Source organism: Streptomyces sp. CAI-85, from assembly GCF_013363615.1.
Classification (GTDB): Bacteria; Actinomycetota; Actinomycetes; order Streptomycetales; family Streptomycetaceae; genus Streptomyces; species Streptomyces antibioticus_B.
On sequence record NZ_JAANNX010000007.1, the window covers coordinates 164,738 to 188,160 of the forward strand.

General features: G+C 73.4%; 19 protein-coding genes. 7 read left to right on the top strand and 12 right to left on the bottom strand.

The annotated features are described in order from the left end of the window. Positions 1 to 7: 7 nt before the first annotated feature. Positions 8 to 649 (bottom strand): molybdopterin-dependent oxidoreductase, encoded by a 642-nt coding sequence (locus G6W55_RS12300; RefSeq protein ID WP_254876207.1) that lies wholly within the window; start codon positions 647 to 649, stop codon positions 8 to 10. Between the two features lie 61 nt (positions 650 to 710). Here G6W55_RS12300 and G6W55_RS12305 point away from each other — a divergent pair, with 61 nt between their 5' ends. The 3 genes from G6W55_RS12305 (at position 711) to G6W55_RS12315 (ending at position 3,621) form a co-directional block, all read left to right on the top strand. Then, entirely contained in the window at positions 711 to 1,400 is a 690-nt protein-coding gene (locus tag G6W55_RS12305) for a M24 family metallopeptidase (RefSeq protein WP_175520856.1), read from the top strand. A gap of 20 nt (positions 1,401 to 1,420) precedes the next feature. Further along, positions 1,421 to 2,359 carry a LysR family transcriptional regulator gene (locus tag G6W55_RS12310; RefSeq protein WP_175520857.1) on the top strand — a complete coding sequence of 313 codons (939 nt, stop codon included), beginning with the start codon at positions 1,421 to 1,423 and terminating at the stop codon, positions 2,357 to 2,359. A gap of 101 nt (positions 2,360 to 2,460) precedes the next feature. After that, a complete protein-coding gene (locus tag G6W55_RS12315) occupies positions 2,461 to 3,621 on the top strand; it encodes an NAD-dependent formate dehydrogenase (RefSeq protein WP_175520858.1) in 1,161 nt (386 codons plus the stop codon). Between the two features lie 9 nt (positions 3,622 to 3,630). On the opposite strand, the gene G6W55_RS12320 is transcribed toward G6W55_RS12315, so the two are convergent. The 4 genes from G6W55_RS12320 to G6W55_RS39400 all read right to left on the bottom strand — a co-directional run bounded on the left by G6W55_RS12320 (position 3,631) and on the right by G6W55_RS39400 (position 10,204). After that, the gene (locus G6W55_RS12320) at positions 3,631 to 4,446 is read right to left on the bottom strand and encodes an NAD(P)H-binding protein (protein ID WP_175520859.1); all 816 of its coding nucleotides are present in this window, start codon (positions 4,444 to 4,446) and stop codon (positions 3,631 to 3,633) included. 85 nt (positions 4,447 to 4,531) lie between these two features. Next, positions 4,532 to 7,570, bottom strand: coding sequence for a CHAT domain-containing protein (locus G6W55_RS12325; protein WP_175520860.1), 3,039 nt, complete (start codon positions 7,568 to 7,570; stop codon positions 4,532 to 4,534). Between the two features lies 1 nt (position 7,571). Beyond that, complete coding sequence (locus tag G6W55_RS12330) at positions 7,572 to 8,222, bottom strand: hypothetical protein (RefSeq protein ID WP_175520861.1); 651 nt, start codon at positions 8,220 to 8,222, stop codon at positions 7,572 to 7,574. A 23-nt stretch (positions 8,223 to 8,245) separates the two neighbouring features. Continuing rightward, complete coding sequence (locus G6W55_RS39400) at positions 8,246 to 10,204, bottom strand: hypothetical protein (RefSeq protein WP_175520862.1); 1,959 nt, start codon at positions 10,202 to 10,204, stop codon at positions 8,246 to 8,248. 127 nt (positions 10,205 to 10,331) lie between these two features. Between G6W55_RS39400 and G6W55_RS12340 the strand changes: the two genes are divergently transcribed. The 4 genes from G6W55_RS12340 to G6W55_RS12355 all read left to right on the top strand — a co-directional run bounded on the left by G6W55_RS12340 (position 10,332) and on the right by G6W55_RS12355 (position 16,004). After that, positions 10,332 to 11,084: a VWA domain-containing protein gene (locus G6W55_RS12340; protein WP_175520863.1), complete on the top strand. Its 753-nt coding sequence runs from the start codon at positions 10,332 to 10,334 to the stop codon at positions 11,082 to 11,084. Further along, the gene (locus G6W55_RS12345; protein ID WP_175520864.1) at positions 11,066 to 12,442 is read left to right on the top strand and encodes a protein phosphatase 2C domain-containing protein; all 1,377 of its coding nucleotides are present in this window, start codon (positions 11,066 to 11,068) and stop codon (positions 12,440 to 12,442) included. Before G6W55_RS12340 ends, G6W55_RS12345 begins: the two co-directional genes overlap by 19 nt. 76 nt (positions 12,443 to 12,518) lie before the next feature. Continuing rightward, entirely contained in the window at positions 12,519 to 13,661 is a 1,143-nt protein-coding gene (locus tag G6W55_RS12350) for a hypothetical protein (RefSeq protein WP_175520865.1), read from the top strand. An 18-nt stretch (positions 13,662 to 13,679) separates the two neighbouring features. After that, complete coding sequence (locus tag G6W55_RS12355) at positions 13,680 to 16,004, top strand: ATP-binding cassette domain-containing protein (RefSeq protein ID WP_175520866.1); 2,325 nt, start codon at positions 13,680 to 13,682, stop codon at positions 16,002 to 16,004. A 21-nt stretch (positions 16,005 to 16,025) separates the two neighbouring features. On the opposite strand, the gene G6W55_RS12360 is transcribed toward G6W55_RS12355, so the two are convergent. From G6W55_RS12360 to pelF, 7 genes are all read right to left on the bottom strand, one after another. Continuing rightward, positions 16,026 to 16,850: an endo alpha-1,4 polygalactosaminidase gene (locus G6W55_RS12360; protein ID WP_254876208.1), complete on the bottom strand. Its 825-nt coding sequence runs from the start codon at positions 16,848 to 16,850 to the stop codon at positions 16,026 to 16,028. Beyond that, positions 16,847 to 17,509, bottom strand: a complete 663-nt coding sequence (locus G6W55_RS12365) for a spherulation-specific family 4 protein (protein WP_175520867.1) — start codon at positions 17,507 to 17,509, stop codon at positions 16,847 to 16,849. Before G6W55_RS12365 ends, G6W55_RS12360 begins: the two co-directional genes overlap by 4 nt. Positions 17,510 to 17,564: 55 nt before the next feature. After that, entirely contained in the window at positions 17,565 to 18,464 is a 900-nt protein-coding gene (locus tag G6W55_RS12370) for an NAD(P)-dependent oxidoreductase (RefSeq protein ID WP_175520868.1), read from the bottom strand. A 7-nt stretch (positions 18,465 to 18,471) separates the two neighbouring features. Continuing rightward, a complete protein-coding gene (locus G6W55_RS12375; protein ID WP_030789505.1) occupies positions 18,472 to 19,185 on the bottom strand; it encodes a sugar phosphate nucleotidyltransferase in 714 nt (237 codons plus the stop codon). Between the two features lie 119 nt (positions 19,186 to 19,304). After that, positions 19,305 to 20,306 carry a GDP-mannose 4,6-dehydratase gene (locus G6W55_RS12380; RefSeq protein ID WP_175520869.1) on the bottom strand — a complete coding sequence of 334 codons (1,002 nt, stop codon included), beginning with the start codon at positions 20,304 to 20,306 and terminating at the stop codon, positions 19,305 to 19,307. A gap of 76 nt (positions 20,307 to 20,382) precedes the next feature. Next, a complete protein-coding gene (locus G6W55_RS12385) occupies positions 20,383 to 21,828 on the bottom strand; it encodes a hypothetical protein (protein ID WP_175520870.1) in 1,446 nt (481 codons plus the stop codon). Further along, on the bottom strand, positions 21,825 to 23,336 hold the full coding sequence (pelF, locus tag G6W55_RS12390) for a GT4 family glycosyltransferase PelF (protein ID WP_175520871.1): 1,512 nt from the start codon (positions 23,334 to 23,336) through the stop codon (positions 21,825 to 21,827). Before pelF ends, G6W55_RS12385 begins: the two co-directional genes overlap by 4 nt. Between the last annotated feature and the right edge of the window lie 87 nt (positions 23,337 to 23,423).

Consider the following 23,423-nt stretch of genomic DNA (forward strand, 5'->3'; position numbering starts at 1 on the left):
TCGGCGTTCAGGTCGCCGACGGCGCCTCGGTCGGAGGCGGCGGGCCGCCACCGCCGTCCTCTTCGGCAGCCTCGTCCTCCTGGTAGGAGTACCGCTGCTGCTTCCAGGGGTCGGCGAGGTTGTGGTAGCCGCGCTCCTCCCAGAAGCCCCGCCGGTCGGCCGTCATGTACTCGATGCCGCGCAGCCATTTGACGCTCTTGTAGCCGTAGAGGTGCGGCACGACCAGGCGCAGCGGGAAGCCGTGTTCGGCGGTGAGGGGTTCGCCGTCGTGGTGGGTGGCCATGAGCGTGCGCGGGGAGGTGAAGTCGCCGAGGCGGAGGTTGGCGGAGTAGCCGTACTCGGCCCAGGCCATGACGTGCGTGATCCCCGGCGCGGGCGGGACCAGGTCCAGGACAGTGGCGGCGGGGATGCCGTACCACTCGTGGCCGGTGGAGGTGGAACCGCTCGCGCAGTGCAGATCGGCGACCACGGTGACCCGCGGCAGGGCGGCCAGATCGTCGAACCGCCACTCGTGCGTCTCGCCGGAGGCGGTGGCACCGAAGACCCGCAGATTCCAGCGCTCGGGCCGGAAGCGGGGGACCGGGCCGTAGTGCGAGACGGGCCAGCCGTGCACAAGACGCTGTCCTGGAGGGATCGGATGACCGCGCATGCGAGGAAAATATACGGATGGGCTTGCAGATGCGATGTGCGACAGGCGCACGTTCGACGCCATGGCACATGATGAACCCACACGGGCGGCGCGTCTGCTGGACGCTCAGGCCAAGGCCGGGCGGCTCTTCACGGAGATCGGGAAGCGGGGCCTGGTCGCGCCGGGCGAGAGCGAGCGGGCCGTCAGCGACCGGGTGCGCGATCTGGCGAACGAACTCTTCGGCACCACCCGGCACTGGCACAAGCGGATCGTGCGCTCCGGCCCGAACACCCTGGCGCCCTACCGGGAGAATCCCCCGGACCGGACCATCACCGCGGACGACATCGTCTTCGCCGACTTCGGGCCGATCTTCGAGGAGTACGAGGCCGACTTCGGCCGCACCTTCGTCCTCGGCGACGACCCCGACAAACACCGGCTGCGCGACGCCCTGCCCGAACTGTTCGCGGCGGGCAAGCGGTACTTCGCCGCGCACGAGGACATCACCGGCAAGCAGTTGTACGCCGAGGTGGAGCGGCTCGCCGCCGAGGCCGGCTGGGAACTCGGCGGCTGGCACGCCGGGCACCTGGTCGGCGAGTTCCCGCACGAGACGATCGACGGCGCCGACACCGAGTCGTACATCACCCCCGCCAACGACACCCCGCTGCGCCGCACCGACAAGGCCGGACGCCGCTGCCACTGGATCCTGGAGATCCATCTCGTCCACCGGGAGCGCGGGTTCGGCGGCTTTTACGAGGAACTCCTGACTCTCTGACGAACCTTGGGGGGACGTGCGTGCTGCTGCGTCAGCTCGAATACCTGGTCGCGCTGGCCAGGGAGCGTCACTTCGTCCGGGCGGCCGCCGCCTGTTACGTCTCCCAGCCGTCGCTGTCCGCCGCGATACGGCGCCTGGAGCACGAGTTGGGTGTGCCGATCGTGCGCCGGGGGCGCAAGTACGAGGGGCTGACCCCGGAGGGCGAGGTGGTGCTCGCCTGGGCGCATCGCATCCTCGCCGAACGCGACGGACTGCGGCAGGAGTTGTCGGCCCTGCGGGACGGGCTCACCGGCACGCTCCGCCTCGGCGTGGTCCCCACCGCGCTGCCCGTCGCGTCCCTGCTGACCAACCCGTTCTGCGAGCGCCACCCCCGCGCCCGGGTGAGCATCGAGTCGCTGTCGTCGCAGGAGATCCGGCACGGGCTCACCGAGTTCGAACTGGACGCGGCGATGACGTACCTCGACGACGAGACCCTGGCGGGCCTGGGCCGGCTGCCGCTCTACGAGGAGCGGTACGTGCTGCTCACCCCGGTCGACGGCCCGCTCGCCGGGGTCTCCCGCGTGCGCTGGGCCCAGGCGGCGGCGCTCCCGCTCTGTCTGCTCGGCCCGCGGATGCGCAACCGGCGCATCATCGACGCGTGCTTCGCCGCCGACGGCGCGAAGGCGGCGCCCGCGATCGAGTCGGACACCGTCGCCGGGCTGTACGCCCATCTGCCGGGCGGCCGCTGGTCGAGCGTGATCTCGCACGCGTGGCTGCACATGTCCGGCGTGCCGGACGGCATGCGGGTGGTCCCCCTGGAAGGCCCCGCGCACGGCCCGCGCGTCGGCCTGGTCACCGGCCCGGACGACCCGCCCTCCGTCCTCGCCGGCGCCCTCCTCACGGTCGCCCGCGAGGCCGACGTACGCCAGGCCCTGGACACACTCCTGCGGACCTACCTCGGCGGGGACGAGCACCGATAGCCGCCGCCTATACGGCCATAGCGAGGAACGCTTTGACCGGCCCCTCCGACGGCGGCGATCGTGAACCCACCTTCCCGCAAGGCCAGTTGAGGAGCCGTGACATGGCCAAGGTGCTCTGCGTCCTGTACGACGACCCCACCGACGGATACCCGACGACGTACGCCCGCGACGACCTCCCCGCGATCGACCACTACCCCGGCGGCCAGACCACCCCCACCCCCGAGGCGATCGACTTCACCCCCGGCCACCTCCTGGGCAGCGTCTCCGGCGAACTCGGCCTGCGCGCCTACCTGGAGAAGGCCGGGCACACCCTCGTCGTCACCTCCGACAAGGACGGCGCCGGCTCGGTCTTCGACCGTGAACTCGCCGACGCGGACGTGGTGATCTCCCAGCCCTTCTGGCCGGCCTACCTCACCCCCGAGCGCATCGCCGCCGCGAAGAACCTCAAGCTCGCCGTCACCGCCGGCATCGGCTCCGACCACGTCGACCTCGACGCGGCCGTCGCCCACGGCGTGACGGTCGCCGAGGTGACGTACAGCAACAGCATCAGCGTCGCCGAGCACGTGGTGATGATGACGCTGTCCCTGGTCCGCAACTACCTGCCCTCCCACCAGGTCGTCCTCGACGGCGGCTGGAACATCGCCGACTGTGTGGCCCGCTCCTACGACCTGGAGGGCATGCACGTCGGCACGGTCGCCGCCGGCCGCATCGGACTCGCCGTGCTGCGCCGCCTCGCGCCCTTCGACGTGACCCTGCACTACACCGACCGGCACCGCCTGCCGCGCGAACTGGAGCGGGAACTCGGCCTGGTCTTCCACGAGAGCGCGGCCGACATGGTGCCGCACTGCGACGTCGTCACCGTCAACGCCCCGCTCCACCCGGAGACCGAGGGCCTGTTCGGCGACGAACTGCTGGGCACGATGAAGCGTGGCGCGTATCTCATCAACACCGCCCGCGCCAGGATCGTCGACCGGGACGCCGTCGACCGCGCCCTGCGCTCGGGGCGGTTGGCGGGCTACGCGGGCGACGTGTGGTTCCCGCAGCCCGCCCCCGCCGACCACCCCTGGCGCACCATGCCCCACCACGGCATGACCCCGCACATCTCCGGCTCCTCCCTCTCCGCGCAGGCCCGTTACGCGGCCGGCACCCGGGAGATCCTGGAGTCCTGGTTCGCGGGCCGCCCGATCCGCGACGAGTACCTGATCGTCGACGGCGGCGCCCTGGCCGGCACGGGCGCCCACTCCTACTCGGTGACCACGTGAGCCGAGAGCCTAGGCGAGCAGGGCGCTGACGGCCTCTCCGAGAGCGACGGGCGGGCGTCCCAGCACCTGGGCGAGGTCGTCGGTCCGCAACTCCAGCTCACCGGCGCGCACTTGGTCCTCCAGCCAGCCGTGGGCGCCGGGGGCCGGTTCGGTGCGCTCCCGGGCGACGACGGGGGTGCCGGACACCGCGGTGAGCACCTCGGCCAGCTCCGGGTACGTCCACGGGGTGCCCGTGAAGTCGTGCGCCCGGCCCAGGTGTCGGTCCTCGGTGAGCACACGTACGGCCGCCTCCGCGAGGTCGGCGCGGAACGCCGTGTTGAGGCCACGGCCCCCGGTGCCGTGCGGGAGTTCACCGGAGGCGACGGCGTCCCGCAGACCGGCGTGCAGGAACGCCTCGCTGTAGAAGGGATGGCGCAGCACGGTGTGCGGCAGACCGCTGTCGCTCAGCGCGCGCTCGGTGGCGTGGTGGGCCGCGGTGACCCCCTCGGGCCGGGTGCCGGCGCCCAGGAAGCTCGTGTAGACCACGTGACCGACCCCGGCGGCGCGGGCCGCGTCGAGGGCGGTGCGGTGCTGGAGGATCCGGCGGGCGGGGTCGAGTTCGGGGGAGGAGACCAGCAGCAGCCGGTCCACGCCCTTGAACGCCGTGCGCAGGCTGCCGGGATCGTCGTAGTCACCGCGCCGTACCTCGATCCCCTCGGCGGCGAGGTCGGCTGCCCGCTCAGGTGCGCGGACGACGGCGACGACGGACCCGGCGGGCAGCAGGGGCCCTGATCCTGCGACGACCAGTCGGCCGTAAGCGCCGGAGGCGGCGGTGACTGCGATCATGCGGAACTCCCTCGGGGTGGGCTGCGACCGGCACACGATCAGCCACGTCTCCCGGCGCCGTCAAAGGCTTTTCGCCCCCGGCCCGTCAGCCGCCGATGTGGACGAGATTCGCCCAACCGACCGGCAGGCCCGGGGCGTTGCGGCGCGCCCGGATCGTCGTCCGGTGCAGGGCCCGCGCCGGGTCGTCGCCCTCGGCGAGCCGCCGGTGGAAGTGCCGGGCGAGCCGGCGGCCCGTCGCGTCCGGCATCGGCCAGAGCGTGCCGACGACATCGGGGTAACCCGCGATCAGGAAGGCGCCCGCGATGTGGACCGACTCGTCGGGGATCTCCGCCCCCGGCCGCGCCGCGTCACAGGTCGACAGATACGCCAACTCCACGGACGACAGGTCGAGTCGGGCGATGTCGCCGACCGTCAGCTCGTCGTCCGCCTCGTGCAGCACCAGCCGGCTCAGGGAGGGCGAGCGGGGGTCGGAGCGGGTGTGGCACGTGAAGTGCGCCCGCGGGTGCCGGGGCAGTTCGGCCAGCAGCCGCGCCCGGGTGGCCTCGCCGTCGGCGAGGACGGTGGTCGCCGGATGGATCGCGGCGACCGCGGCGGCCTCGGAGTGCGCGCCCGGCAACGGCACTTCGGTGCCGCTCGCCGTACGGCCCACCGCCACCGCCAGCAGCCCGGCGCGGGCCGACGGGGTGGTCCGCCGGGCGCGCACCCGGCTGAGGGCCGTGATCGTCGGCGTGTAGGAGGAGACGACCCGGTCCAGGACCGTCCGCCCGTCGTCCGCGAGATGGTGTCCGGCCGCGTGCAGCGGGAGATGGCTCAGCGGTCCGGTCGGGCACCACCACAGGCGTGGGAGCGGGCCGGGGCCCGGCGGCGGTGCCGCGACCGCGAGCACCGGTTCGGCCAAGTGGTCCCAGAGCCAGGCCAGGGCGTCGAGCATCGCCGTGCCGCCGTGGTCGTCCGGGTCCTCCGCGGCCGTCAGGAACGTGTCGACGAGTGCGCCGACCCGCTCCGGGGTGACCGCGGGCAGCGGAACGACCGTGACCCCGTCCGGCCGTACGACCAGTGCGTCCGTCCTGAGCGCACTGAGGTTGAGCACGACGATCGGCCCGCGCTCGGACACCGACAGGAAATCCTCCTCCGTCAGCCCGGACAAGAACCTCTCGTGGCCGGGGACCTCGCGGATCTGCGCCCGCAGGATCTGGAGATTGCGGCCGGCGACCCGATGCCGGTCGGCGAGGCGTCCGTCGCCCGGGAGACCGGCGGTCGCGAGGATCATGCGGGCGCCGAGAGCCGCGGCGGACTCGTCGCGTGTCCTGAGTTCTTCGGCCAGCTCACGGGCGAGATCCGGCGCGGAGGTCCGCAGGGCCCGCACCTCGTCGTAGAGGGCGATCTCCTGCGTCAGCAGCACGCTGCGGCCCAGTTCCAGGAGGGTGAGGGCTGCCATCGCCTTCCCGACGTTCAGGGAACAGGCCGCGCCCAGGGAGGCCATCCCGGAGAAGCGCCGCAGGGCACTCTCCTGGGACTGGCGGCTGACCTCGGCCGCGGTGAGCCGTGGCATCGTGCTCAGCGCGCCGAGGTAGGCGAGACCGGCCTCGTGCCAGGACTCCTCCGAGACCGCGAGATCCGCCCAGCGCCGGGCGCACTCGATCCGCACCTGAAGGTCCCCGTGGTCGAGCTTGGAGCACTCGAACAGCATGTTCCTGGCGGCCTGCCGCATCTCGGCGTCCGGTACCCGCTCCGTGCGGTCGAGCAGCATGGCGGCACCCTGCACCAGGTACGCCGCCTTCAGCTCCGCGGGCAGATCGTCGGTCTCCAGCGCCTTCAGGGTGGCGTGGATGCCGCGGTCCAGATGAGCGACGTCGCCCGTGTCCTCGTAGATCAGCCGTGCGCCCCGGCCGTAGCGGGCCCGGTGCCGGTGGTGGTCCGGACGCCCCCGGCCGAGCCGCATCGCCGTCAGCGTGGCCTCGACCGCGCCGTCCAGGTCGGGGGTGGACCGCGTCTTCTCGTACCGCGCCAGCCAGATGTCGGCGAGGGTGCCGATCGCGTCGAGCCGGCCCGGGTGGCCCTCGGGGAGCGAGCCGATCGCCAGGCGTTGCAGGGGCACCGCCACGTCCACGACACCCCGGCCGCCGTGCGCCGCGTGGCTGAGCAGCCGGGCGTACGCCGCCTGTTCGAGGTACCGGTGGCGCCCGGGTTCCGTCGGGCGGGCGGCGGCCAGGGCACGGCGGGACATCGTCACGGACTCGCGCAGGACGCGTTCGTCGCCGTTCACCGGGTACATCAGGCGCAACGCCCTTGCCAGTGCCAGCAGATGGTCCGGGCGGGGGTCGCGGTCCACCGCCTCCCGCAACGACACGACGGCGGTCTCCAGGTCGCGCACCGAACCCGTCGCCTCGTGGGCCGCCAGGAACGGCGAGCCCAGGTTGTACGCGTCCTCGGCGGTGACCGTCTCCTCGGTGAACTCCCGGCCCAACACGGCCATGCGAAGCGCCTGTTCGCGATGCTCGTCCTCGCCGGTGCGCTGGAAGAGCGCGGTGAAGGCACGGCTGAGGAGGCTCTGGCAGGCGGTCTTGAGCCGGTCGGAGGCGGAGGGTGCGCGGAAGGCCCGCACGGCGTGGTGCACGGCGCGGGAGAGGGCGTCCGTTCCCTCCTCGTGCGCGGCGAGGTCGAGCAGCGCGATGCTCAACTCGTGCGCGATGTCGGGGTACGGATCCGCCGGGTCCGGGCCGGATTTGGGGGCCGCGACGGCGGCCGCGCGTTCCCCCAGCCCGACCGCGCGTCGCAGTGCTGCGGTGTCGCCCGTCTCGCGGTACAGCGCGTACAGGCAGCGGGCCGCCAGCGACAGTGCGGAGGGGCCGGGTGAGCGGACCCGCCGCGCGAGCACCGGGTCCAGCAGGTCGATCGCCTCCGTGAGGAGGGCGATGCGCGGGGCGTTGGGGTCGGGGTCAGGTGCGGGCAGGGAGACGCCCAGCGAGGTGCCGGGAGCGACCCGGTCGACCACGCCGTCGACGATCGCCGCCATCGCCGCGTCCTCCAGGGTGGGGACGGTCACCGGCTCCGAGAAGAGGAAGCGGCGGTACAGCCCGGTGGCGGCCTCGATGCGGGCGTCCTTCCCTCTGAACCGGGCCATCTCACTCCCCGGCCGAGAGGGACGCGAGCTGTTCGCTCCACTCACGCTCCAGGTGCTGCCGGGTACGCGCGATCGTCTCGCGCTCCTGCGGGCTGCGGCCCAGCGCCGGGTCGACCTCGGACAGCAGCCGGAGAGCCTCCCGCCAGCGGCTGGTCAACGCGTCGTGGTCGAGCCCCAGGGCGAGGGCCAGATGCCCGCCGGCGTACACGGCCTGGGCGTGGTCCACCTCGCGGTAGGGCGAGGGCTCGTACCGCCACAGCACATTGAGCGCGTCGATCAGACGGCGTACGTCCCGCGGCTCCTTGACCAGCGGCACCGCCTTCCAGGCAGCGGCGGTGCCGGCGATGGCGACGAAGTTCGCCAGCGACTCGCCCAACGGGTCGGCGGCCAGCAGCCGTCCGGCGGCGTGCAGCACGGACGCGGCACACAGCGCGGCGTCGAGCGGCGGCAAGGTCTTCAACGGCGCCGCCACCGCCTCCAGTTGGTCCGTCGACGTGAAGTCCCGCATCTTGACGGCGGCGTACAGCTTCGGCAGCACGGGTTTGAGCACGTTCTCGACATACTCGGAATCCGCCGAGAAGTTCGCGAACGCCGCGTTGGCCTCGCGGATGAGCGAGTCGACGGTGCGTGACTTCTTGTTGAACAGGGCCACGGGTCCCCTCTCTTGACGTCGGGTCAGCTTGTGTGACGGCTCTGCCAGGTGTGCGGATCCAGGGCGCCCTCGCTCACCATGCGGACGACGAGATCGGCCGCGTTGCGCGCCGCGGCGGCCTGCACGTCGTCGGTCTTCCCCGCGCCCCAGTCCGAGACGGCCTTCACCACGATCCACGGCACCCGGTCCCGCGCCGCGGCCGCGTACATCCCGCCGCCCTCCATCTCCGCGGCCACGGCGTCGGGTTCCAGTTCCACCAACGCGTCCCGGTGCGGGGCGAAGTCGATCAGCACGCTGGAGGACAGCATCAGACCGAAGTGCACCGCGGCGCCCTTCCAGCCGACTTGGGCCACGCGCAGCCGGTCGAGCAGCAGTCCGGAGGCGGACACCTTGTCGCCGCGCAGGGTGATCACCGGCTTTCCGTCCGCGTCGCCGACGCGCTGATGGTCCATCATCCGTAGCTGGCCGGAGACGACGATGTCGCCGAGTCGCTGCTTTCCTGGCCGCAGACCGCAGCAGATGCCGACCATGACGAAGAAGTCGGGCCGGACCTGCTCCAGCATCGACGCCGACACGAGGGCCGAGCCGGCGGGGCCGCCCGACGCCTGTTCGCTCTGTACGACGTGGAGGTCCACGTCGCTGATCCGGCCCAGGTCGAACACCGTGCGGTCGCCGAGGTAACGCGGTGTGGGCGGCGTGCCGTTGACCGAGCTGACCGCCTCGAACACGGCGTCCCGTTCGTCCTGCGTGACGACGAGAAGCAGAAGCTTGGTGGGCATCGTTCTCCTCTCCAGCCTGCGATGAGGTTCTCTGGCCGCGGTGTTGGCCCGGTGCTGCTGGCGCACGGCCACGAAGGCGACCGGGAGGAGCAGGACGGCCATGAGTCCGCACAGCCATCCGAACAACTGGGCCGCACCGGTCGCGGGCGCGAGTCCGGCGGGATCGGACAGGAACAGGCGCTGCGCGAGCCAGCGCACCGCCTCGCGATAGCCGGTCGGCCGCCCGGGGCAGGAGCCGGCGCACGCGTCGCGCTCCCAGGCCGCCACGAACGAGGCCCCCACGAGGACGACGACGGCCATGGCGCCCAAGTACCACAGGAGGAAGGAGCCGTTGACGATCCTGCTGCCGGCCGGATCGGGGCTCCGGCCGGCCGGATGGAACACCAGGACCTCGACCGGCACTTCCTTCGGCACGTCCGTGGCCCGCCCGGACTCGTCGCGGGTGTCGAGGTGTCGCCGCACCGCGTCGGTGGTGACACCGCGGCGCAGCAGGACCAGCGTCTCCGCCGCCTCGCCCCGGCGCACCTCGTAGCCGAGGGCCGCGGCCGCCGATTCGGCGTGCGTCCGGATCAGGACGTGCAGCCTGCCGGTCGCACGACGGAGCAACTCGTCGGTCCTGCGCACGTCCTCCAGATGGCACAGCGCGACGGTCCAGTGGTCGGCGGCCAGCGACTCCGCGACCGCCCGGGGACCGGCACCCCGCCGCCCGAACGATCGCCACAGCGACAGGGCGCCCGTCACCGCCACCGCGGTCGTCCACACCGCCACATGTACCAGCACGGCTAGGGTCAGGAACAGGGCCGTGAGCCGGCCCGCGGGGAACGGCAGCAGACAGCCCACGGCGCCGAAGCCGACCAGGACCGGAACGCCGAACAGCAGCGCGTCCCACCGCCGGTCCACCAGCCGGAGCAGCCGGTCGCCGACCCCGGGCCCGAAGACGCGCCGGGACGCGAGCAACGGCGGCTCCAGCAGCATGAACCCACGCTCACCCTGCCGGACGAGCCGGTTCTCCCGCGCCGCAGCGTACAGCATCACGCTCAACGGCCCCCGAGCCCGCACCAGCCCGTTGACCGACCGCCCCCGCACGGATGCCACGGCCGCACCCCCGCACTCGGCAGCCCGCACGGCCCGCGCGGCGGCCCGGCACCAGGCGAAGGTCGGCCGGTCGGGGGACCGGCGAGTGAAGGTCGCGTCAGCGGGCACGCGAAGAATCATCTGCCTTGTGTACCACTTCAGCAAATAGGGTGAACTGACATCCCATCAAGGGTAGTTTGCCGATCCGTTCGTTTCACCGGCTGCGGGTGTGCCGGTCGGGGGAGGTGGGGAGATCGTGAACCCTGAGACGCAGGACGGGCTGGAGAGGGCGTTCCCCTTCTACGTGGTGTGCGACGTGTCCCAGTCCATGTGGAAGGAGGGCGTCTACAAGCCCGCGCCGGCGGCCGAGGGCACGTCGGGACGGACACCGTACGACGCCCTGCGCGAGGCCGTGCCCGACCTGTTGTGGAAACTGGAGGTCGACACCACGACCTCCGAGGCCGCGCACATCAGCATCGTCACGTTCGCGCAGGACGCCCAGACGTTCCTGCCGCTGACCCGGCCCGAGGAGGTCCAGGACCTGGGCGAGCTGCCCAAGGGCGCCCAGACCGACTTCGCGAAGGTCTTCGCCCATCTGGCCACGATCATCCAGGCGGACTGCGCGGCACTCGAACGCGAATACGCGCTCAAGCGGCCGGCGGTCTTCTTCCTCACCGACGGTGATCCGTACGTCGGTTCGGCGCGCCAGCCCGACGACCGATGGCTCCCGGAGCGCGACCGTCTCGCCCAACTCCCCTACGAGCCGCAGATCGTGGCCTTCGGATTCGGCAACATCCGGCCCGCCACCCTGCTGCGCATGGCCACCACCACGACGCTCAGGGACGGTACGACCCGGTCCCTGGCCTTCACCGCGGAGGAGGGCACGCCGGTCAGCACGCTGGTGGAGGGGCTGATCGGCACCCTCTTCGTCACGATCGGCGCCTCGGTCTCCGGGAACGGCCTCGACGTGCGCGTTCCGGAGGGCATGCGATGGCTCACCGCGTCGTGACGGGCGTCCTGCGGGTCCTGCGCGCTCTCGCACCGCTGCTCGCGGCGGCGCCGCGGGACGGCGCCGTACCGCCCGTGCGGTCGCGGCGGCGCCTTCGCGGTGCGTTCCGACGGCTGCCCCTGATCGGCGCCGGGTGGCGAAGGGCCCGGCGTCAGGCCCGGGGCGGCGGTACCGGGCCTGGCACCTGCCCGGCCCCCGTGTCGTCGTCCGACGCGTCCGGCGCCGGCGCTGTCCCGGGCGACGCCGACCGGACCAACGGACAGGCGGCGGACCGGGGTCCGGCACCGCGCGCGGCCATCGACGGCGAGCCCGCTCCGGACGACATCTCGGCGTCCGCCCGGCACCCCGGCGTACAGAAGGACGGGCCCGCGCGGAAGGACGGGCCCGGGCAGGGGGACAGCTCGCCCGACGAGACACGCCCCGAGTCGGTCGAGCCCCCGCACGAGACCGCCGACTCCCACCCCGCCGACCCCGAACCCCTCCGGGCGGGCCGTCCGCCGCGCGGCGTCTCCGTCCTGCTCCCGCCGGTCGTCAGCCACGACCGTGCGGCCATCGCCGTCGACGGTGGGGCCGTCGGCGGGGTCACCGTCCGGATGGCCACCGTGCGCGGACGCGGCCATATGCAGTCGGGCGAGGGCCGCCAGGACGCGTTCGCCTTCCACACCGATGACGAGCTGCCCTGGCTGGTGGCCGTGGTCGCCGACGGTGTGAGCACGGCGACGCACGCGGCCGCCGCCTCCTCCGAGGCCGTCGCGTCCGCCGGCCGTCTGGTGATCGACGGACTGAGGAACGGACCGCCCGACGGCCCCCTCTGGTGGCAGGACGTGTTCGAGCGGACCGCCGAGGACATCACACGGCGCACCGGGTCCCTGCCGCCCGACGAGGCCGCCGGACGCCGGTGGCGGATGTTCGCACCCGGACCCCCGGCCACCACCCTGGCCGTGCTGATCGCATCCAGGACACCGGCCGAGGACCCCCGCCTCTTCGGGGCGGTGGTCGGCGACAGCCGCGTCCTGCGGCTGCGGGACGGGGCCTGGAGCGCCCTGCTCGACGCACGGCCGACGGGTGGGCGGGGCGCCGGCGACGAACGGGTCCAGACCCTGCCGCAGCGCCCGCACGCGCTGCGGACCGTCGCGACGGAGTGGCTGCCGGGCGAGGTGCTCGTGCTGGCCACGGACGGCTTCGCCGACGCGATCGGGGCGCGGTCACCGCTGACGCTCGCCCTGGGCGCACGGTGGCAGCACCCGCCGTCGCTTCTCGGGTTCCTGCGGGACGTCGACTTCCGCAAGGCCACCTACAACGACGACCGGACCGTGGTCGCCCTCTGGCCGGAGAACGCCGACACGGCCGTCCCCTGAGCCCGTCCCGCAGGGCCCGGGTCCGGCGGGCGAACGCGCGAATGTCACAGCGGCGTGAAGGGGGGGGAGCGTGGGTGTGTCGCATCGGAGCCGTGTGGACCTCGCCGAGCTGCGTCTCGGCGACGGCCGGCTCCCGGGAGGCGGCCAGGCCGCCGAGCTGCGGATGTGCGAAGTGCCGGGCCTGGGACGGCAGTTGTTCAAGCGGTACCTGCCGCAGACCCGGGACGACCTGGACGCGGGCGCCCTCGCGGACCTGGTCGCCTGGCGCCACGAACTGCCCGGCACCGAGCGGGAACTGCTCGACCGCCGCTGCGCCTGGCCCCGCGCGGCGGTCACCGACGCCGACGGTGTCTGCGGTGTCCTCATGGCACCGGCGCCGCAGGCGTTCATGCAGACGGTCCGGCGCAAGAACCAGGTGATGACCCTGCCCCGGGCCCTCGACAACCTGGCCCGGACCCGCACCTCGGCCGGCCGGCTCGGCATGCCCTACTACGAACCCCCGGTGAAACTCGCGGTGTTGGGGCGGCTCGTGGAGACCGCCCAGTGGCTGCACGGCCACGGCTGGGCGGTCGGCGATCTCCAACCGAGGAACGCCCTGTTCACCCTGGACGGCGGCGCCCGCGTCCATCTGATCGACTGCGACTCCTGCGCACCGCTGCACGACAAGTCCCCTTTTCCGCCCGGGGATCCCGAGGGCTGGAAGCTGCCCGAAGCCGGCCCGTTCGACGAGCGCTCCGACTACTACAAGATCGCCTGGTCGGTCGTACGGTGCGTGCAGGACAACCTGGAGAGCACACAGATCGACAGGAGCGCTCTGCTCGGCTGTGTCACCTCGCCCACCCTGGACCTGCTCACGGACGCCTGCCTGGCCCGCCGACTGCCGGACGCACGCGAGCGATGGGCCTCCCTGGCGACGGGATGGCCACGACTGGTCACCGACCGGGGCATGTACGTCACGGTGGACGGGAGCCTGCGCAAGCGGTGGACGCCCCCGGCCGCACGGACTCCTGCCCCGCAACCGGCCCCGGTCCCGCCATCTGCCCCGGTTCCGCCGCCGGTTGCCGAGCCGCCGTCGGAGCCCGCCCCGCCTCAGACCGTGGACTGGATCGACCGCATACTCACGGTCTTCGCCATAGGCGCCGTCCTGGTCCTTCTGGGGCTCGCGTGCTACGGCGTCATCGTGCTGGTCGACTGGTCCCTCGACCGGCTGTTCGAGTAGTTCCGACGGGAGGCCGACATGACTGATCCCCTGACCATCGAGGTCGACGGCACCCGGACCCCCCTGGTCCAGGGCCGCACCTACCGCGTGGGCGGCGCGCCCGACTGCGAGATACGGCTCCCCGGCTCCGCCGCCCCGGCCCCGGTGCTGGCCCGGATCCGCCACCTCCACCACTGGACGGTCGGCGGATTTCCGGGCGACGCGCGGATCTGGCTGGGCGACGCCGAGGTCACCGGCGCGGTCGTGCACTTGCGGGACGTCCCCGACGGCACCGACCTCGTGATCAGCACGCCCGCCGGCCGGGCCCGCCTGCACATCCTGCGCGGCACACCGCCGCCCGAGGCCCGTGTCCCACGGCCCCGGGCCGACGACGCCGGGTCCGGGTCCCGTACGCACCGCCTCGGCGAAGTCACCGTGATCGGCCGGGAGGACGCCGACGCGGGCCCCCACGAGCACCGGATCGCGATCCCCGGCTGGGGCGTCGCCGTGGAGCAGGCGACCCTGAAGCACGTCGCGCCGGGCCAGTACCACCTGCGGGACGGTGGCCGGGGGAACGGCACCTTCGTCGACGGCCGGGCCGTGTCGTGGGCCAGGATCACCCCGGGCATGTCCTTCTCCGTGGGGCGCAGCAGGTTCACCCTGGTACGCGACGGCGAGCTGAGGGAGCGCCGGTTCGCGACGGCGGCCACCTTGTCGGTGTGGCGGCTGTCCGCCGAGCACGGGGGCGGCCCGGCCCTGCGGGACCTGTCCTTCACCGTCGGGCCGGGAGAGGTCCTGGCCGTCCTCGGTCCTTCGGGGGCCGGCAAGTCCTCCTTGTTCAAGGCCCTGCTCGGCGAACTCCGCGTGACGCACGGCCGGGTGACCCTGCAAGGACTCGACAGCAGGACGGACTTCGACCAACTGCGGCTCCTGCTGGGCTTCGTGCCGCAGGACGACGACCTGCACCGCACCCTCACCGCACGGCAGGTCCTCGACTACGCGGCACGGCTGCGGCTGGCATCCGACACCGGATCGGCGCGCCGCCGGGCCCATGTCGACGCCGTCTGCGAGGAACTCGGCATCGCCGACCGGCTGGACGTCCGTGTGGAGCGACTGTCCGGAGGCCAGCGCAAGAGGGTCTCGCTCGCGCTGGAGATCCTCGGCGACCCGTCCCTGCTGATGCTCGACGAACCGACGTCCGGCCTCGACGCGGGAGCGGCCCGGGAGGTGATGCGCACCCTGCGGGGCATCGCCGACCGGGGCAGGACCGTCGTGCTGGTCACGCACTCCACCGACCAACTGGTGGGCGTCGACAAGGTCCTCGTCATGGCCCCCGGCGGCCGGCCCGTCTTCTTCGGCCCACCGGGCGAGGTGCTCGCGGCCTTCGACGCCCCGGACTTCCCGAGCCTCATGGTCCGGATCGGCTCCGCGCCCGACGCCCCACGCACCCCGGCCGATCCGGACACCCGGCCGGACGACGCCGGTCGGGCCACCGCACCCGCCGACACCCCGTCCGCGGGCCCGGTCACGGAGGCGAAGCGACGTCCCGGCGGCCGTCCACTGCGGCGGACCGCGGTCCTGGTCCGGCGGGAACTGGCCCTGCTGCACGCCCGCGGCCCCGCCGCCCTGGCCGGGCTCATGGCCCTCGCCGTGCTGTGCGGCGGATTCGCCGCGCTGGTCGCGTCCGATCAGGGTCTCGCCGTCACCGGACCGGACAACCCCAAGGCCCTCCAGGCGCTCAACCTGCTGCTGATCGGGGCCGTGTTGTGCGGCCAGGCCCTCACCTACAGCAATGTGGTGTCCGAATTCACCATCATCCGGAGGGAGTTCCGCACCGGCGTATCGCCCGGCCCCGTGATCGCCTCGAAGTTCCTCGTGCACACGCTGGTCGGCACCGCCCAGGCCGGGGTGTCGGTGGCGGTGTTCCGGTGGATCAGACCCGGACCCACCCCGGCGTTCGGCCTGGACGCCACGACCATGACGGTGCTCCCGCTCGTCGGGACGGTGGTCTGCTCGATGGCGCTGGGACTGCTGATCTCGGCGACCGCCGACCGTCTCGAACGGGCGGTCACCCTCGCCACCGTGGCCTCCGTGTGCCAAGTCGCCCTGAACGGCGTGCCGTTCGCCCTGGACGGTTCGGGGCTGCCGTACTGGGCCGCGATGTTCGTGCCCGGCCGCTGGGGGCTGGCCGCGGCGGCGGCGCTGACCGACGTACGGCGGCTCGCCCCGGACGCCGCCGCCGACGCCCTGTGGGAACACGGCGGCCGCCAAGTGCTGATCGACCTGGGCATGCTGGCGCTCCTGACGGCCGTCTTCGTATGGGCGTCCTGGCTGGTGCTACGACGTCGGCTGCGCCCGCTGTGAACACGGTCACCGGTGCCGCCCTCAGCACGGCTTCCGCCACACCCCCAGTTCCAGTCGCTTCCGCATCGACGAGAGGTTGAGGCGGCGGGACTCGGTGCAGAACGTGCTGGTGGGTTCCGCGTACTCGACGTGGAAGACCGCTTTGCCGGCCTTGATGAAGGGGGTGAGGCGGGCGCACTCGTCGAACTCGGCGCACTCCTCGTTGACCGCGAAGTCGAAGTGGGGGAGGAGCTGCGGGATTTGGGGGAGGTCGTTCTTGAGGCCGACCGCGAGGCCGCGGGCGTGGGCGATGTCGGCGATCATTCGGTTGTAGCGGAGCTGGTCGCGGGCGGTGAGGGGGAAACCGGTGTCGTCGGAGTAGCCCTCCACCAGATCGGGTTCCACCGCGTCGAAGCCCTTCTCGGCGCACATGTCGAAGCGGCGCTCCATGATCGGGCGCAGTACCGAGATCTTCCGGATGTCCAGCCAGCGTTCGCCCGACCAGCCGTTGGCGCCGCCGAGCACCGACCGGGGGAAGTCGGCGTGGTCGGGGCGGAAGTCCTCCCAGGCGCCGACGTTGATGTAGCAGATGACCTTGCGGCCGTCGCGGTGCAGCCGGGCCACGTCCGCCGCCGTGTTCTCGAAGCCGTCGATGTCGTAGACCGGCACGTCCACCGACGGGTCGACCGGGCCGTCCAGTTGCCACTGCCAGGCCAGGCCTGGTCGGGGCTGCCAGCGTGGTGTCCCCGTCGGCGGGGGTGTGGCATCGTTTTTGCCCCCACCGTCCCCGCCCCCGCCCGTGCCGGAACAGCCCGACAGGGCCAGCGCGGCCGCCAGCAGCATCGCCCGTAGCGTGTAGTACCTCATGACTCCGATCCGGTCAGGGCTGGGGTCAACTCGGCCCAGGGGTTGGGCAGTTCGCCGGTCACCGGGCCGCAGACCGCGGCGCCCCGCTCGCCCGCGGTGCGCACGGCGAGCGGCACGAGGGCCGCCGGGACGCCGTAGACGAGATGGCACAGCCGTTCCGGCGGATGCCGTGCGGCCCACTGCGGGCGGCTGAACGACGAGACGTACGTCGACCAGTGCCCCTCGAAGGTGACGGTCAGGTCGGCGAGCCGGGCGTACCCCGGCGCCGGGTGGACCCCGGGGTTGAGCACCACCGTCCCTGCGCCCGCCCGGCGCACCGTCCGCACCAGCCGCCGGCAGGCCCACAGCGCCTCCGGTGTCGCCGTCACCTGGTCGAGGAAGCAGCCGTCGGCCGCGTACCACTCCTGGTGGCGGCGTACGTCGTCCAGGACGGCGGCGCGTTCGCGCACCCCGTAGTCGGTGTCGACGTAGCCGAGGATCCGCGCGCCCGCCTCCCGCAGGGCACCGGCGGCCGCGGTGAAGGCCGGGTCGGGGCGTTCGCCGGGACCGTTCGCCGGGTTGAGGATCACGCCGTAGGTCCGCCCGGCCGCCTGGATCAGGCGGTGCCAGGCGCCCGGATCGTCGGCCGGGTGCACATACAGCGGAATCAGCAGGCTCACGGCGTGCCGTCCGGCGGGAGAAGCGCGAACGGCGGAAACAGCGGCGTCGGCGGGCTCATCGCGCGCCGTCGGCTTCCCACAGTGCCGCCAGTGCCTCGTCGAGGGTGTGGGCCGGGCGCCAGGCCAGCGCGGCCTCGGCGGCGGTGATGTCCGAGCACTGCCAGGACACCTCTCCCGAGCGGGCCGAGCGGCCGCCGTCCGCCGTCTCCTCGATCCGGCCCCGGAACCCGGCCCGTGCCGCGAGGCCCCGCACCAGCGTGCGCACCGGGACGGCCCGGCCCGCGCCGATGTTCAGCACCGGCGGCAGCGGGCCGGGGGCCGTGACCGCCCGTTCGACGGCCCGCGCCACGTCGCGTACGTCCACGAAGTCACGGTGGGCGGACAGGTCGCCGAGCCGCAGCACCGCGTCCGGGCCGCGGTGCGTGTCCCGCAGCAGGGCCGTGAGCCGGCCGGGCAGCCCGGCGGCCGGTGCCCCGGGGCCCACCGGGTTGCCCACCCGCAGCACCACCGCGTCCAGCGCGGACGCGGTCACCGCGGCCGTGCCCGCCAGCTTCGTCGCCCCGTACGGGCCGACCGGGGAGGTCGCCGCCGACTCCGTCACCAGCGTGCCGCGGGCCCCCGGGCCGTACTCGGCGGCCGAGCCCAGATGCACCAGCCGGGCCCCCGGCGCCGCCTCGCGCAGCGCCTCGCACAGCACCGCCGGTCCGCGCGCGTTGACCTCGGCGAGGGTCACGGCGTCGCCGCCGGTCGCGCCCGCGCAGTTGACCACCGCGTCGGGCGCGGCCGCGGCCAGGGTCTTCGCCAGCTCCTCGGGGCGCGCCGTGGCGAGGTCGACCGGGAACGCGGCGCCGGCGGAACGGCCGGCGCCCAGGACGCGGGCGCCCGGCAGGACGCGCAGCCGTTCGGCGACATGGGCTCCGAGGTATCCGGTGAAGCCCAGGACGAGAATGCGCATGGGGTGCTCAGGCTCCCTTGAGCAGATGGGACTTGCGGGTGGTGAACTCGGCGTTGGCCCGGTCGTAGTCGTCGGGGCGCCCGATGTCCAGCCAGTAGCCGTCGAACTCGTAGGCGTGCGGTTCGTTGCGCGCTCTGATCAGATCGAGCACCAACTCGTCGAAGCCCAGCGGGAGTCCGGGCGTGTAGTCGGCCAGGGTGGAGCGCGAGAGGCCGTAGACGCCCATGGAGACGTGGTAGTTCATGCTGGGCTTCTCGGTGAAGGCGACCACCTTGGCGGAGTCGGTGGTCAGCACCCCGAAGTCGATGTGCACCTTGCGGGCGTACGTGGCGATGGTCAGCGGCGCCCCCGACTCCCGGTGGGTGCGCAGGACGTCCGCGTAGTCGAGGTCGGTCAGGATGTCGCCGTTCATCACGAGGAACGTCTCGGGCAGCCGCTCGCGCAGGGTGAGCAGCGGGCCCATGGTACCGAGCGGGCTCTCCTCGGTGGCGTAGTCGATCTGCATGCCCCAGGCGGAGCCGTCGCCGACATAGGCGCGGATGATCTCACCGAGGTGGCCGATGGCGATGGTGCAGTGGGTGAAGCCGGCGCCGGCCAGTTGGCGCAGCACGATCTCCAGGATGGCGTGCTGGTCGCCGATGGGCACGAGCGGCTTGGGCAGCGCGGTGGTGTAGGGCCGCAGCCGGACGCCCTTGCCCCCCGCCAGGATCACTGCGTGCATGGTCTCCTCCTTCTGGGAGTTCTCGGAGTTCAAGGAGTGCTCGAAGTGCTCGGAGTTCTCGCGTACTCGGAGTTCTCGGACTCCTCGGATGTGCTCGCGTGCGGTGTGCCGGACGGGCGTCAGATGTTGTAGATGCCGGTCTTGTAGCGGGCCAGGTTCGCGGGGTCGCGGAAGAACTCGACGGTGTGCGCGAGTCCTTCCTCCAGGGAGTGCGCGGGCTGCCAGCCGGTGGCCGCGGTGAGCCGGGAGGCGTCCGCGACCAGCCGCATCACCTCGGAGTTGGCGGGCCGGATCCGGGCCTCGTCCTCGCGGACGTCGAGCGCGGTGTCCATCACCTTGCCGATCAACTGGACCAGGTCGCCGACCGAGATCTCCCCGCCGGTCCCGGCGTTGAAGGTGCGGCCCACCACCCGCTCGGCGGGCGCGCCGCCGACGGCGAGGAACGCCTGCGCGGTGTCCTTGACGAAGGTGAAGTCCCGGGTCGGCCGCAGATCGCCGAGCGTGATCGCCCGCTGCCCGGCGGCGACCTGTCCGATGACGGTGGGGATGACGGCGCGCATCGACTGGCGCGGCCCGAACGTGTTGAACGGCCGCAGCGTCACCACGGGCGTGTCGAAGCTGGCGTGGTAGCTGTCGGCCAGCCGGTCCCCGCCGGCCTTCGAAGCGGCGTACGGGGACTGGGTGTTGATCGGGTGGTCCTCGGTGATCGGCACGGTCCGCGCGGTGCCGTAGGTCTCGCTGGTGGAGGTGTGCACCAGCCGGGGCGTGCCCAACGCGCGTACCGCCTCCAGCACGTTGAGGGTGCCGGTCACATTGGTGTCCACATAACTGTGCGGCGCCTGGTAGGAGTACGGGATCGCGATCAGCGCGGCCAGATGGTACGCCGTGTCGGCCCCGTCGAGCAGACCGCGGACCGAGCCCGGGTCCCGGACGTCACCGAGGACGATCTCGACCTGGTCCAGGACGTCGGGGTGCAGGGTCTCCAGCCAGCCGTACGAGGAGAAGGAGTTGTACTGGGCCATGGCGCGGACCCGGTGTCCCGAGGCGACCAGCGCCTCGGTGAGATGGGAGCCGATGAAACCCTCGGCTCCGGTGACGGCGGCGAGCGGTGTGGCGGTCAACTCCGTTGTCCTTCCGGTCGGTTGAGTGGGGGGTTGTTGAGCCGGCCGTGCGGAGGGCACGACGGGCGGATGCCGGTCAGGCGTGCGGCGCGGGACGGCCGAGCCGCCACAGCGCGCACGCCGAGAGACAGAGCGCGGCCGTGCCGCAGCTCAGGGCGAGTGCCGCGGTGGGCCCCGGCGGCGCGTCGAGCAGGGTGACGGCCCCGGCACCTCCCGCCGCGGCGAGACAGACGAGCGCCGACGGCCAGGCGGCACCGAACGCCTGGAGCAGCAGCGCGGTCCACAGGACGGCCGCGAGCGTGAGCAGGGCGGCGGGCGCGGCGCCGGTCAGCAGGGCGGCCGGCCACAGCGGCAGCAGATAGGCCGCCAGACACAGGCCGAGGATCCCGGCCGACCGCAGCAGGAACCCGGCGGGCGTGGCGGCGGCCCGCAGCGCGGCGACCGACAGGCCCCGGTAGCGGTACAGCAGCCATTCCGCGGGCCCCATGCTGACGGTCAGCACGATCACCGCGTACGGCTCCCGGCGTCCCTCCAGCAGCACGAGCACCCCGGCCGCCAGCCCGAACAGGCCGTACGGCAACGACCGCAGAGGACCGGGCCGTACGACGCCCGAGGCCGCGCCACCTGACGCCGGGTCCGCCGCGAGCGCGCTCCCCAGCACCCGCCCGGTCACCGCCAGCGTGGCCAGCAGCGCCAGCGCGGGCAGCCCCGCGCGCGCCGCCTCGCCCGGCTCCCACCACGGCAGGACGGCCGCCCCGGCGCCCAGCGGGGTGAGCGCGGCGAGCAGCAGCCGTTCCCGGGCCAGCACCAGCAGCACACCGGCGGCCGCCAGATACAGCGACTGCGCGGCCACCACCAGGATCACCGGGCCGACCCCGCCGGACTCCGCCGCGGACACCGCCCCGGCCGCCGTGGCCAGCACCGCTCCGGCGGGCGCGCCGACCAGCAGCGTCAGGGCAGCCTCCCGACGTCCGGCCACCATCCGCAGATGCGCGCGGTGGCCGAGCGCCTGCCCCCAGGCCCAGGAGACCAGCCCCGCCACGATCAGCGCGGAGGCATGGGCCCCCGCGTCCCACAGCGGCGCGGTGAGCAGATAGGCCAGCCCGGGCAGGGCGAACAGCGCGCCCCGCAGCAGGCAGCGCACGGTGTCGGGACGCCACGGGTCGGGCCCCCGCGCCGGTTCCGGGAAGGTCCGCGGGACGCGCTCGTACAGCGCGGCGGCCAGTGAGAACAGGTCGGGATGGCCGTACCGCTCCTTGATCGTCGCCGCGGTCAGGCCCTCCGCCTCCAGCAGCGCGGCCACCTCGTAGGGGTGGACGGCCGGGCCGATGCGGTCGGCGAGATCGGCGGCGAGCCGGCTCACCGCCTCCTCGTCGGGGCCCCGCAGGGGCAGCCGGATGGCGAGCGTGCTGTCGTCGAGGGCCCAGCGGGGACGGCGGCGGCGCGGCCGGACGTCGGCCAGCCGCAGCGCCAGGGTGTCCTGTTCGGCGCCGCCGGGCTCCAGGGATATCGGCCCGCTCATCCGGCCACCGTGCCCGCCGGTGCCGGCAGCGGTGCGGCCGGGGCCGCGACCGGCGCCGACGGCCGCTGGAGCGTGGGCAGTTCGAGATAGATGGAGCGGAAGGTGTCGATGGTCTGACGCAAGGTGAACTGTTCGATCACCCGCAGCCGGGCCGCCTCGCCCATCGCCCGGCGCCGCGCCGGGTCGGCCAGCAGCTCCAGCGCGGCCGCCGCCATCGCCTCCGGATCGCGCGGCGGCACCACGAGCCCGGTGTCGCCGACCGCCTCGCGGACCCCGCCCACATCGGTCGAGACGGTGGCCCGCCCGCACGACATGGCCTCGATCAGGGTGAACGGGAACCCCTCGCTGATGCTGGAGAGCATCACCACGTTCCCGGCCGCGTAGGCGTCCTTGATGTCGTCGACCCGGCCCTCGAAGGTGACCGCGTCCGCGTGCCCCAGCTCGGCGGCGAGCGCCTCGCAGCGCTCCCGGTACGCCTCCCCGCCGCGCGGGGTGCCGCCGAACAACCGCAGGCGGCTGTCCGGGAGTTGCGCCCGGACGAGGGCGAAGGCCCGGATCAGGGTCTCCAGGTCCTTGATCGGGTCGACCCGGCCCGCCCAGCTCAGCGTGAGCGTGTGCGGCTCGGGCCCGGCGGGCGGGAACGCGGCCGGGTCCACGCCGTTGTAGACGGTGCGGATCGACTCGGGATCGGCGCCGCCCTCCTCCTCCCAGAGCCGGTTGTAGCGGTTGCCGGGGGTGATCAGGGCGGCCCGCCGGTAGCTCTCCTCGGCCAGCAGCCGGAAGAAGCCGAGGACCACCGCCTTCACCGGCCAGCGGTAGGGCGCGGTGCGGTAGCCGAGGTAGCGCTCGCGCAAGTAGACGCCGTGCTCGGTGAGCAGCAGCGGAACGCCGTGCCGGTCGAGCGCGGCGAGCCCCGGCAGGACGGCGACACCGCCGCTGACCGCGTGTGCGACCCCGGTGCGCGGCGGCGGCGCGGCCAGCGGGCGCAGGGCGTGTTCCAGCAGGGCGGTCGCGGTGAGCGCGTCGTGCACGGTCGGCCGGGCCTCGCGCACGGCGAGACCGGGCCGGTTCCACACCGAGGTGAGCAGGGTGATCGCCCGGTCGCCCCGCAGGAACGGGCTGAGCGTGCCGTCGGCGGCGGCACGGGCCAGCGCGTACAGGGCGGGCGGGAAGCCGCTCTCGGCGCGCGGGTCGAGCAGGGCGGTGAGGAACTCCTCGTAGGCGGCGGCCAGTCGGGCCAGCGCGCGGCCCTTGGGGGTGCGGCCCTCGGGCGGGGCGCCCCACATGGGGACGGACCGCACCTCGCCGACCTGGGCGGGCAGGTCCCAGACGACCGGTTCGCGTCCGGTGCCGGTGACGGCGATGACGTCGAAGTCGAGGTCGGGCATGCCCTGGACGAGCTGGTCGCACCAGACGCTCACGCCGCCGTGACTGTGCGGATAGGTGCCTTCGGTGAGCAGGGTGACGCGCGTTGCGCCGGGGCGTCGCGCGCCATGGGGAACGTGCATCGGTGTGCTCCACGGCCGAGGTGTGGGGTGGTCGTGCCCGGTGGCCCGGGGTTCCGGGCCACCGGTGGGGTTCCGGCCGCGGGGGCG